We start from the raw sequence: 13,018 nt of genomic DNA, 5'->3' as shown, positions 1-13,018 counted from the left end.
ATGGAAGTTTTGGCTGAGAGAGCAATTTCGATATTACAACAGTACGGTAAAGAATATACGATTACTTATTTCTGAGTACTTAATGTTGAGTTAGTAGCGGCTTATTCCAATTTAAAAGAAACCCAAAAGACAGTTGATATAGACTATGGCTTGCGATGGTCTAGTCTGCAATTAATTGTTGCTTATAGATTTAACAAGATTCATTAAAAATAGTATTTAGTGACGCTGTTATTGCGTAGTCGTGGTTTTTTGCTTTAACTTGATGAAGTATTGGTAAAAATACAAGAGCAGCTTATTATTATAAAATAAGCTGCTCTATTTGTATTTTGTAGTTGTACGATTAATAAATCTGCCCAACAATTTCTTTTATTGTGTCAACATCACCCATTGTATAGTAGTGCAAGCAAGGCACCCCAGCGGCTTTTAATTCTTTCGATTGAGCAACAGTCCATTCGATACCAACTTGACGACGTGCTTCAGCATCTTTGGCTGCTAACAACGCATCTGAAAAGTCTTTGGGAATGTCTAAGTGGAACAAACGAGGAATAGAATTTAATTGATACTTCTTAGTAATAGGTTTTAAGCCAGGTACAATAGGAACATTGATACCGACAGCTCGACAGCGATCCACAAAATCAAAATATTGTTGATTGTCAAAGAACATTTGAGTGACAATATATTCTGCTCCTGCGTCTATTTTTTGCTTTAAAAAGTACAAATCGCTTTGATGATTTGGCGCTTCAAAATGTTTTTCTGGATAACCTGCAACAGCAATACAGAAATCTGAAGGTTCTGCATTGGTAATATCATTATCTAGATAAATTCCCTCGTTCATATTGACCAATTGTTTGACCAAATCAAGTGCATAAGGATGCCCATTGGGTTCGGGAATAAATTTGCCTTCAAATTTACGGGCATCACCACGAAGTACTAAAACATTGTCGATGCCTAAGAACTGTAAATCGATTAAAGCATTTTCTGTTTCTTCTATACTAAATCCACCACAAATTAAATGAGGGACAGCGTCTACTCCATAACGATGCATGATAGCCGCACAAATGCCTACTGTTCCTGGTCGCTTACGCATGGCTACTTTTTCGTAATAGCCGCTAGAACGTTTTTTGTAAATAAATTCTTCGCGATGGTAGGTAACATCAATGAATGGAGGATTAAATTCCATCAATGGATCTAGTGTATCAAAAATACTTTGAATTTTTCCTCCTTTGAGCGGGGGCAAAATTTCAAAAGAGATTAAGGTCTCGCCATTGGCTGCCTTAAAGTGATCGGTTACTTTCATAGTTATTGGTTGTCTAAAAACTGAATGAATACAGTTAAGTAGATAGTTAGATGCTGCAAAGATATATTTTTTCAAAGAACTTCAATAAAAAAAGGCCATTTGCCATGAGCAAACAGCCTCTCCACATAAATCCAACTATATAAGGCACTTTATGTTGATTGGTAAAATTTCAATATGCTGTGGCAAGAACAATGGCAAATTGTATTTCGAAACCCACAGCATTGATTTTACCTCATATTTATACAATTCCAATCTCTGCAAATAGTTTTTTAGATTCAATAATTTCTTGAATATATAATTTTCTATTTCTTATATCTTCTTCTCTTTCAGTGATTTCTTGTATTTTTTCTAACACCAAGTCATTGTCAGAAATACCATCCAACTCTTGATTTAAGGTTTCTATTCGCTGAATTAAACCCTTGATATTCAAATCTTGATGTTCTGTCATATAGGTTAAGAAACCATTCAACTCTTTCAAATGTTCTGCACAATCTTCAATATAGGCCTCAAGCGCTTCGTCCCCTAAGAATGTAATTTGGCCTAAACCACTGGTTAGTACGGTTGTAATTACCGAAGCAACTGTTACACCAGTAGAAATTTTACCTAGTGTTTTGTACGTATCAACAACTGATTGTACGCTCGGGCGTAGTTCTTTTACACTACCTAACTGGAGGTTTGCTTGGTTAAGTTTTAGATACTTTTGATGTATTCCTTTGAGATTATTAGCAAAATCTTGAACCTTGTCACCAATTGTTTTTTCATCTGTTGTTGTTGGATCATCAGCAATTAGTTTTTCAAGGATAGAACGAGCCGTTGCCTCATGGTCTAAATCATCTTCAGTAATACCTTTTACCAAACAGTAATGCTCAGCGATTTTGTCACCTTCTTCAAAACCAATAGCGAGATAAGCTTTAGCAAAGAAAGAGCTATTTTCTAGCAGTTCTATACGAGCATTTCTATCTGTTTGAGCTTCTTTCATTAATTTTTTGACGCGTTTCTTGGTTTCGTTGTCTCGAATCATAAAGACGACTTTCCCACTGATTTTGATAACATCGCCTAATTTTTCTACGATTTTTCCACCAACATTGATACCTGCCCCTACAGCTGGCTGACCCAAACCAACGATAGCTCCCACGGTAGCTGTTCCAGAACCAACAACTTTCAACGAATCGCCAGTAACTTCCACAGCACCTTTTGCTACTTCTTCTTTTGCTGTCAACATTTCTCTACGAATAGCATGCAACATGATACTATCCTCTCTTACAGCACGTTCTTCTACAGAGCGCATATCATTTTTAGCTTGGATAGCAGCATGTAATTTTTGAGCACTAGCAATTAGCGCTTTGACGTTGACAGCAACACCAAAAGCAGAACCAACTACGTTACCAACAGAATTAAATAACCCTACAATTTCACTAACACCAGCCCCAACTTCTAATAGAGTGCCTACAATTTCCCCAGCATTTTCGACCGAAAATACTTCTTTGAAATGATCTTTAGCCAAGACAGGATCTTCAAGACCTTCTGTACTTTTTAAGATAAGCTTTGTCAATAGAGACACACTTTTGAGAACAGCAGTCGCAATCTTGGGACCATTGACTCCTTCGGCAGTTGTATTTAAGTATTTGGTAGCATTATCACATAACTTTTGAGTAGTACTAGCAATTACTTTCCCTATCATTACTTGACGCTTCCGAATTGCCTCAGGGTCGTCATCTTTTCGAGAGTCAATGATATTTTTAATATCCGTAATGGCTGTTTTGGCATCAAGAGCAGAACTTAAAACGTTTGTTGCAATTTTGCTTCCTTTCATTGGAGAACCATCAGGGTTGACCTCTTTTTCGTGGGAAGCATCTAAGATGTTGAACTCTACTTTTTTGGTCGTTCCATCGGGATTTTTAACCTCCAATTGGTATTTGCCACTTGCTAGAACCTCATTATAAACAGCCATTGGAGCTGTAATAGCTTCTTTAGCATTCATAATAAATTCCTTGAGTCCCGAATCAATAAATTCTTGTTTGGCCTCCTCTCCTTTCTTTTCAAAGTAAAGTGCTTCTGCTTTACGCCACAAACGCATTTCTTCTAAAAACTGATCTGGCCAAAAAACAATAGGAATATGTTCTAACATTCGTTCTGCCTCTGTAGGGCTTCCGCCAGCAGCTAAAATTAATTCAGCTCTTTGCACAGCTTTATCTCGAGCATTTTCTATTGCTTGTTGTTTTTCAGGTGGTAAAATATCTTTTATGTTGTCATAAGAATCGCAACCTTCCAATAAGCTCAGCACTTTTGCTTCATCTTTTTGTTTGGCTTCATGAATTTTGAGGAACATATTTCTCTCAAATTCAAGGAACTCCGTTTCTACTTTGCCCAAGATGGCATTGGCTCGTTTGGGCAGAAATAATTGAGCTTTTGCTTTTTGCACCCCGTCAACTAAGACCTTTTTTAGTGTTTTTAAATCTTCGACAGAAATATCAATGGAAAGGTCAGTGTATTTTTTATAACGATCTTCTAATTCTTTTGCCCGTAATAAAAATTCTTGTTGTTCTAGTGAGCGAATACCAACAGGACTCATTTTTATAGCTTCAAATTTAGCTTCCCAATCTCGGACCAAGGCATACTTATCCAAGGTTTGTGCATCTGAAGTCGCATTCGATTCTTTCCAAGATGTTAACAAGCGTTCTAAACCATAAATTTGTTTAATAATACCTATATTAATTTTAACGCCCAATACCTTTTTATCTTTAAACAGTGCTTCTAAGTTGAGCTTATCAATCTGTTTTTGAATACTTTCAAAAAGTGGATCTTTGTAAATAGTAACAGCATTATCATAACGATATTGCTCCGTTAACAAAGCATCTCGAATAACTTTTATAGCACTGGCATCAGCTCCTTGCTCTTGAATTTCTTCCTCCCGCAATAAAACAACAGAAATACTTTCCCAAGCAACAATTTGCTTTTGTATAGCTTTGATATTATCCTGCTTGGCCTCTTTGAGAACACTATTATCAGAGCTATTGTATTGAAAATTAGTTGCCTTATATTTATCTTGAATGGTAAGGGCTAATTGGTGTTTTTCGCTGATTTTAGCTTGATCATTGAGATCTTTGAGCTGTTGGTCAAATGATGCTGTACCTATATGAATTTTTTCTTTGCGACTTGCTTTCTTTTTGGCAAAAGCTGCATCGCTAATAGAGTCGTAGGCAGTTTCCCATTGAAGCGATAAGTCTTTCAATTTCAAGGTAGTTTCAATGTGTTGGGCCTTTTTCTGGTTAATTTTATCTACAATTGCAGCCTTTTTTTCAGGACTTGCTTTTATCAATTTTTTCTCAGCGTCTAATGCCTGTTTTTTTAAAGTAGTTTGGTTGGCAGTCAATACTTTGATTTGTTTCTCCAATTCTGCTAAATCTGCAATGGTTTTTACTTGTTCCTTGATTGGCGCAATTTCATTTTTGTATTTTTCAATATCCTTAATTGCTTGGTCTAAATCAGGGCTAGGATAATAATCTCCTATTTTAGTTTCCCAAATATTGACTTTTTTATACCAAGATTTTAACTGCTTGTTTCGTTCTTTTTGGTCCGTTACTTTCAATTTTTGCAAATCATTCGCATTTAAACCAATTGATTTTAATTCCTCATCATTACTATAATCATATGTAAGTTTAGTTTTTATATTTTGATTGATATTATCTAAATCGAAGTGTGCATCATTAATAATACCTTTGGCAGTTTGGTAACAGAGTTTTTTAGCATCCTTGTCTAAGCTACTACTCAAATAAGTCGTATGATCTTCTAGTTTTAACAAGACTTCTTGAAACTGTTCAGAAGAAAGTTGGTGTTTTTTTGCCAAATCTTCTGCTAAGTGTTTTGCCAAGGCACTTATTTTGGGGTAAGCCTCTTGGATCGCCTGTTTTTTGAGTTTGCGTTTCTTTTTCTTTAGTTGTTCTAATTTAGCTTGAACATCTACTAGCGTTGCTTGAATCTTTTTAGAGGAAGATCCTTGATGTTTTTGCAGTATATTTTGGTGCTTTTTTATTTGATCCCTAGTTTCAAACAATTGAGCGCTAAAAGTTCCATTGTCAGCATTTTCAGAAAGTTTACTAGCAATGTAAACAACAATTTGTTCAATAATTGCTTTTTTATCTTCAATTAAGCTTTGATTTAATTCTTCCGCTTTATCGGTAATAACTTTTCTTATTGGCGCCTCCAAGTTAGTTTGGCGAAAATTCAATTGATTCAATTGGTGTTGAATCCCTCCCAAAGCAGTTTCTTTAGGAATACCATCTTTCTCTTTTTCAAGATTTAATTTTTGTTCCTCAAGGAGTCTTCTTTCCTCTTCTATCGCTTCCAGCGCCTTTTTATTTTCAGGTTGATCATAAAACGCTTTTTTGGTCTGCTCTTCTAAAGTTTCTAGAACTTGTCTATTTTCCTCTACTTTGTTTTGGGTGAGTTGCTCCAAAACCGCATTGGTATCGTCTGTTTGTTTTTGCTGCCCTTGTTGAACGACAAAATCGACTAACTCTTGGCGGATCAACTCTAATTTTTTGTTTTTCTTTTTGGTTCCAAAAGCAGAAATATTAGTATAATGCATTTGCCATTCATCAATCATATAATTGATATTATCCATTAGATAAGTTGCTTTATCTTCAGATTCAGGAGTTGCCTTGTATTCTAGTTTTAGTTTTTGAAACTCTCGGTGGGCATTGATAATATCCAAGTAGTTGTCTCGCTTGGAAGTAAATGCATTAATTTTTTCCAAATACTCAACTAACTTCTCTTCTATTTTTTCAACTTCAACTTTTTCTTTTTTAGCATTGCTTAATTTTTTGCTAAGAGAACTTTTGTTTTCCCACTCTTTCTTCCATTGATTGACAAAGGCAGTGATTTGCAACAATTTAACTTTGCGCATTTCAATATCTTCTTTAGAAATAGAGCCATATTCTTCGTAGGCAGCAAATAATTTCTTGAAAGTACTACTAGCGCGACTAACTGGTTTTAATGCTGGCAAGTTCGTATCAGCTACTAATTTTGCCAAATCACGAGCATCCTGTTCCTTGGTTTCTGTTACTTTGTGTTGGTAAGGATCAATACTGTTGTGATCAACTCCTTCTTTTTTCAGCCATTTGCGCAAATCTTTTAGTTCTATGACAATTCTACTATCAAGTTGACCAACAGCTTTTAACTCTTCTTTGCTAGGTTTGGGATTGGTTAGTTTCCAGTCGGTAATATTGGAGTCCAAAATATGCAACTCATTGTACAATTCTTTTAATTTTTCCCCTGTTGTATTATTGGCTTTATAACTTTTAGCATTGGTTATAAATTCATTTCTATTAAGAAGATAGCTTTTTAAATCTTCTCTAAAAGAAGCTAATAACTCTTTATTTAGAGCAGTAGGGTTATAGCTTATTTGGGCCTCAATCAAGAAAGCTTTTAGTTTTTTTATTTGCTTGTATTCTTCTTTACGCTCACTTTTATGACCTTTATACGTAATTTCCCATTCACTTATCAGAGTACGAATAATTTCTAGATGCCTAATTCTAGCTTCCATATTGTCGGGGGAACTTTTTTGATAACGGGCAACTTCTTGTTGAATACGACCAAAAACAGAAGTTGTTTGGCTGACAATAGTATCTCCCAAGGTATCAATAATAGAAGCTTGTTCGTCTCCATTTTCTGAACTGTTGTTTGTTGCTTGTGCAAATTCTGCCGTTACCTTTAGGCGTTTTAGCAAAACTTTGTTTAACAACCTTAAGTTGGCATCTCTTTGACCTTTACCTTTCTTTATATCTAGAATTAGCTTTTGTTTTCCTGAATCATCTTCAACCAAACTACAGGTTCCTTGCGCAAATTCTTTTCTACGTTTGTAATCGCTGTTAATTGCTTTTTTCCAAAATCCATTGACATTACCAGTAAAAATCATAGGATATTTTTCAGCTCCTTTGGCTTCTGTAAATTCAAAGTCTGTGATAAATAAAAAAGGAGCATTCCGCAGGTCTTTATTCAAAGCCTTTTTTAAGCGCTTCATTTGATAGTCACTAAAGCCACTTTTGGTAAGTTCTTCTGGAGTTTTAAAGTACTTCTTCATGTTGAATGAAGCTTCTTTTAAATCATCGACTGGATTGTTCTTTGACATAATAAGTAGAGTTTTGACCCGATTACAGATATAGTTGGAGTTTATCGTAATTGGAGTGTGATGAAATTATTTTATTGAACGTTAGTTAAAAATAACTCAACGTAAAAAAATTTAAACTTTCTTTTTAATCCTTTTTAACGCTCGATCAAGATAAGTGTCATCATTGTAAATTTGAGCAAATACTAGCCCGCCATACATATCTTGAACTGCCTGTTCTGCTTTGCCGATAGCATATTTGGCACTATATCGGTCTTGATACAAATGAGCAATACAATCAATTAATTCAGAACAAAACTGTTGCGCTACGGTACTAAAAACAGTTCGTTCATAGAGCGTTTGCAGAATCGTATTGGTCATCAAGCATCCTAGTTTAACTTCCTTATAAAAGTCTTTTAAAGCATTTAAAACTTGTTCTAAGCGATCTGAGTACTCTAAATTTTCATTATAAGCAATATTAAAAATATTATCAGAAGCTTGTTGTTTGAGGTAAAGAAGTACTTCTAACATCAAATCTTCCTTATTTTTAAAGTAATAATACAAATGCGCTTTTTCTACCCCGCAGGCTTTGGCCAACATAGAAATACTTGTTGCTGGATAACCATTGGTTTTAAAAATAGCTAAGGACTTTTCTATCAACTCTTCTTTTGAGGTTTTTATTTTTGGCATAGGACTTTTATTTAACGTACGGTAAAATTAAAATAAAAAAATTAAAAAATCAAGGCCTTTTTACGATTATTATTATTAGTTCTAGCTAGTTCTAATAATAAAAAGTGTGTAAATGTTTGTCTATGAGTGTTTTGCGTTAGTGTATGCAAGTTTGAAAAAATCCCTCTTATCCGTTATTTAGACAAGAGGGATTATTAAAAAATGAATTAGAAAGGCAATGGATTAGCTTTTCACAACACTCATTTTCAAATTAATAGCATCAATTAACTCTACTTCATCTCCTGTTGATAAATTATCCACTAGGTTTAATTCAGTAGCCAACACTTCTGCGCAGATATAATCTTTGAAATGAGCCAAGGCATCATTTAAAGCCGTATGATTTTCTAAGGTTAAAACGATGCGATCGGTCACCTCAAATTCTTTATCTTTTCGCAAATTCTGAATGCGATTAACCAATTCGCGAGCCATTCCCTCTGCTTCTAATTCAGGTGTTAGTTTTACATCTAATGCCACCGTAATTTCTGCATCATTGGCAACCATCCACCCTTCGATATCTTCAGATGTAATGGTAACATCTTCTAGAGTTAAGTCAAATGTTTCAGTCCCCAAATTTAAGGTATAGACTCCTTCCCTTTCAAGCGTTGCAATATCTGCTTGTGTAAAGGCGTCTATGGCAGCCTTTCCAGCTTTCATATTTTTACCTAAGCGTTTGCCTAGCGTTTTAAAGTTCGGTTTGATTCCTTTTTTGATAATACCTGAGGCATCAGAAACATATTCAAACTCTTTCACATTCAATTCGGAAAGAATTAAGTCTTCTACTGCTTCTACTTGTGCTTGGAAATTTTTATCCAATACAGGCAATAAGATTTTTTGCAACGGTTGGCGTACTCGTATCGCCTCTTTCTTTCTCAAAGATAACACCAAAGAAGTAATGCGTTGTGCATAGCTCATTCGTTGCTCCAAATCTTTGTCAATAGCTTCTTCTTGTACCTCTGGGAAGAATGCCAAATGAACAGAGATATGTGGCTCTTTTTGAGTGACGTTATTCAAGTTTTGATACAACCAATCAGAAAAGAAAGGAGCAATTGGAGCCATTAATTTTGCTAAGGTTCCCAAACAAGTATACAATGTTTGGTAGGCAGCTAATTTATCTTCGTTCTTCTCTCCTTTCCAAAAACGACGGCGACACAAGCGAACATACCAGTTGCTTAAATGGCGGTCTACAAAGTCGGCAATCTTACGTCCAGCGTTGGTTGGTTCATAGTTGGCAAAATCAGCATCTACTTCTTTGACCAAAGAGTTTAATAAGGAGATGATCCAACGATCAATCTCTGCTCTTTGAGTTAATGGTACTTCTTTGCCGTATTCAAATCCCTCTAAACTAGTTCCATCATAAGTATCAACATTGGCATAAGTAGCAAAGAAATTGTAGGTATTATACAATGTTCCAAACAACTTCCGACGTGTTTCGTCCAAACCTAGTTCATCAAACTTTAAATTGTCCCAAGGTTGAGCATTGGTAAGCATATACCAACGAGTAGCATCTGCACCATATTTGTCGAGCGTTTCAAATGGCTCTACGGCATTTCCTTTAGATTTAGACATTTTCTGTCCATTTTTATCCAAAACCAAGCCATTAGAAACGACATTTTTATAAGCAACTGAATCAAAACACATGGTTGCTATCGCATGTAAGGTATAGAACCAACCACGAGTCTGATCTACTCCTTCTGCAATGAAATCCGCAGGGTAAGCTACTTCACCAGAGTTGGATTGCAAAGCATTATCAATCAATTCTTTATTTTCAAAAGGATAATGCCATTGTGCATAAGGCATAGAACCACTGTCAAACCAAACGTCAATTAAGTCTGTTTCTCGCGTCATTTTTTCACCCTTGCTGCTTACCAACACCACATCGTCGATGTAAGGGCGGTGCAAATCTTTGGGCATTGATTGAGTCAAACCTAGTTGTTCATTGGCAGCATCAATTCCTGCTTGCAATTCTTCTAAAGAGCCAATGCATACTTCTTCGCTCCCATCTTCTGTTCGCCAGATAGGCAATGGTATTCCCCAATAGCGAGAACGAGAGAGGTTCCAATCTTGAAGATTCTCCAACCATCCTCCAAAACGCTTTTCACCAGTTGCTTTAGGCTTCCAGTTAATGGTTTTATTGAGTTCTGACATGCGCTCTTTTTTAGCCGTCGCTCGAACGAACCAAGAATCCAAAGGATAGTATAAAACAGGTTTGTCTGTACGCCAACAATGTGGGTAGCTGTGCTTGTATTTTTCTACTTTAAAAGCTTTGTTTTCTGTCTTTAACTTGATTGCTAATTGGACATCGACCGATTTTTCAGGAGCTTCCCCTGCTTTGTAATATTCGTTTTTGACATACATACCACCAAATTCTCCCATTTCTGGTCTGAATTTGCCTTGTAGATCAACCAAAGGAACCAAATCTTCGTCTTCGTTCATAACCAGCATTGGCGGAACACCCGCTTCTTTGGCTACAAAAGCATCATCAGCTCCAAATGTAGGAGCAATATGCACGATACCTGTACCATCAGCAGTGGTTACAAAGTTTCCAGCAATCACTCGGAAAGCTTTTTCTGGATTTTCGTGAGGTAGTGCATAAGGCAAAAGTTGTTCGTATTCGATGCCCACCAAGTCGGTACCAACAAATTCTTGAACGATTAAATAAGGTATTTTTTTATCTCCAGCAGTATAGTCATCCAACTTGAAGTCATCTGTAGCTGGGGCATACTTTCCAGAAAATTGCTTGCTTACCAAATCTTTGGCTAAAACTACTTGCATTTTTTCTCCTGTATACTGATTGAAGGTTTGGACTAAAACATAAGCGATTTTAGGTCCTACACAAAGTGCTGTATTAGAAGGTAAGGTCCAAGGTGTTGTCGTCCAAGCGATAAAGTAAGTATCATCTGGAAGTACTGAATTGGGTTTGGCTTTAAATTGAGCAACAACCGTTGTGTCCGAAACATCTTTATAACAGCCAGGCTGATTCAGCTCATGAGAGCTAAGCCCTGTTCCTGCGGCAGGAGAGTAGGGTTGTATCGTATAACCTTTGTAAATTAAATCATCCTTGTATAGTTTTTGTAGCAACCACCAAACTGACTCTATATAGTTATTTTCGTAAGTGATATAAGGATCTGACATATCGACCCAATACCCCATTTTGAGGGTTAAATGATCCCACATGTCTTTGTACATCATGACCGTCTCCTTACACTCTCTGTTGTAGTCATCAACCGATATTTTTTTACCGATATCCTCTTTGGTAATTCCTAGTTTTTTTTCAACAGCCAATTCAATGGGAAGACCATGGGTGTCCCAGCCAGCTTTGCGTCGGACTAGTTTTCCTTTCATAGTTTGAAAACGGCAAAAAGTATCTTTTACAGAACGCGCCAAAACATGATGAATACCAGGTTTGCCATTGGCAGATGGAGGTCCTTCAAAGAATACAAAATTTGGACAGCCTTCACGTTCTGTCATACTTTTTTCAAAGACCTTATTTTCTTTCCAAAAATCCAACATCTGTTGGTCTATTTGAGGTAGGTCTAATTTCTTAAACTCTTGATACTTACTCACGATATTATTAGTTTATACGAATAGATTAGCCAAATGATTTTGCAAAAATAAAAAAAAGCTCTAACAAATTTTATCTGTTAGAGCTTTCATTAATTAGTTGTATAGCAAATTAACTCCGACAGATACGTTCTGATTGGATAATAATAATGCTAATAATTATATTTTTAGATTGACAATTCATGTTTTCTTGTTATGCTCCAAATGTAAGCTATTGACTTGAATAAAGCAAAAAAAGACGCATAAAGTTCCCTAAATCAATTAAAAATGTATTGGATTAACTTAATGTTCAATTTTGAAAAAGGCTTGTTTTTTAGAAAAAAAATATGTACATTGACTAGGAAATGAAATTTTCATTGGAAATACGTGTATACAATATTCATATTTATAAATCATTTACCAGTAAAAACTAAGAACAAATGGCAAAAGAAGAATTTGATTTCAAAGCATTGAAAGAATCGAAGTTTGAGGCTTACAAAAAAACGTATTGCAAACCTGCTGCTTTGAAGAAAGCTAAAGGCGGACTAGTCTTTATTAAGTTTGATTTAACAGGGAGAAAAAAAGGCTGTGTATTTTTACCTTTTCCGAAAAAAGATGGAGCTAAAAGCGCCTACGAAAAAGTAAAAAAGGATAAAAGTATTCATTTGTTAAAACATACTGCTCTCGTTGAACCAACTTATGGAAAGGCAGACGATGGTAGCCCACAAATGACATTAAATATCTTGAAAGGCGGATTGACAGCAGATTTGATAAAAGCAGAAGGGGACGAACTGTTTAACAAGACGTTTAAAATACAATTAAAAGTAACAGGTGCTTCTGACGATAGCGGTGATGTGAAAGGGAACGAAAACTCTGACGATACTAAAGAGCCTACAAAAGAGGAGAAAAAAGAAGAACCTAAAGTTGATGAGCCTAAAGACAAAACAGACCAAACAAGTCAAATCTTAGCTAAGAAAAAAGCAAGACGTGGAGAAGCCATCAAAAAAATGCAAGACGGGGTAAGCAAAATGGATTCTGTCAAAGAAACAGCTTCTGTGGATAAAATGCTAGCGAAAGTTGCTCAGTTTGAAGATGCCTTAGAGAAATTAATTAATGAAGCGCAATCGGATGGGGTTATTGATCAAGATGAAGAAAAGACCATTAATACCTTCAAAGATAATTTAGATCAACTAAAAAAGGCCATCGAAGAGAGAGAAAATGCTCCTAAAGCATTAACTCCAGAGCGTAGAAAGAAAATGAATGAAAATATGGATAAGATGAGTGCTCGGCTAGAAGCTATGCTTAGCAAGCTAGGTATTTAATGCTTCCTAAGCAATATTCTTTTA

5 protein-coding genes are annotated in these 13,018 nt (G+C 35.7%); 1 reads left to right on the top strand and 4 read right to left on the bottom strand.

The window, feature by feature from the left end; all coding sequences use genetic code 11:
• Nucleotides 1–340: 340 nt before the first annotated feature.
• From metF to ileS, 4 genes are all read right to left on the bottom strand, one after another.
• Nucleotides 341–1,297: a methylenetetrahydrofolate reductase [NAD(P)H] gene (gene metF, locus CG11_RS12070; RefSeq protein WP_052596535.1), complete on the bottom strand. Its 957-nt coding sequence runs from the start codon at nt 1,295–1,297 to the stop codon at nt 341–343.
• Between the two features lie 238 nt (nt 1,298–1,535).
• Nucleotides 1,536–7,427, bottom strand: coding sequence for a hypothetical protein (locus tag CG11_RS12065; RefSeq protein ID WP_052596532.1), 5,892 nt, complete (start codon nt 7,425–7,427; stop codon nt 1,536–1,538).
• A 111-nt stretch (nt 7,428–7,538) separates the two neighbouring features.
• Nucleotides 7,539–8,093, bottom strand: a complete 555-nt coding sequence (locus tag CG11_RS12060) for a TetR/AcrR family transcriptional regulator (RefSeq protein WP_052596531.1) — start codon at nt 8,091–8,093, stop codon at nt 7,539–7,541.
• Between the two features lie 222 nt (nt 8,094–8,315).
• Complete coding sequence (gene ileS / locus CG11_RS12055; RefSeq protein WP_052596529.1) at nt 8,316–11,699, bottom strand: isoleucine--tRNA ligase; 3,384 nt, start codon at nt 11,697–11,699, stop codon at nt 8,316–8,318.
• 413 nt (nt 11,700–12,112) lie between these two features.
• Between ileS and CG11_RS12050 the strand changes: the two genes are divergently transcribed.
• On the top strand, nt 12,113–12,994 hold the full coding sequence (locus CG11_RS12050) for a hypothetical protein (RefSeq protein WP_052596528.1): 882 nt from the start codon (nt 12,113–12,115) through the stop codon (nt 12,992–12,994).
• Nucleotides 12,995–13,018 lie beyond the last annotated feature (24 nt).

Source organism: Aureispira sp. CCB-QB1, from assembly GCF_000724545.1.
GTDB lineage: Bacteria > Bacteroidota > Bacteroidia > Chitinophagales > Saprospiraceae > Aureispira.
Note: the sequence above shows the minus strand (reverse complement) of the source record. Positions and strands in the feature narration are given on the sequence as shown.

Excerpts from the sequence above, each read along its gene's own strand:
- metF (WP_052596535.1), bottom strand. The coding sequence starts at position 1,297 with ATGAAAGTAACCGATCACTTTAAGGCAGCCAATGGCGAGACCTTAATC.
- CG11_RS12065 (WP_052596532.1), bottom strand. The coding sequence starts at position 7,427 with ATGTCAAAGAACAATCCAGTCGATGATTTAAAAGAAGCTTCATTCAAC.
- CG11_RS12060 (WP_052596531.1), bottom strand. The coding sequence starts at position 8,093 with ATGCCAAAAATAAAAACCTCAAAAGAAGAGTTGATAGAAAAGTCCTTA.
- CG11_RS12050 (WP_052596528.1), top strand. The coding sequence starts at position 12,113 with ATGGCAAAAGAAGAATTTGATTTCAAAGCATTGAAAGAATCGAAGTTT.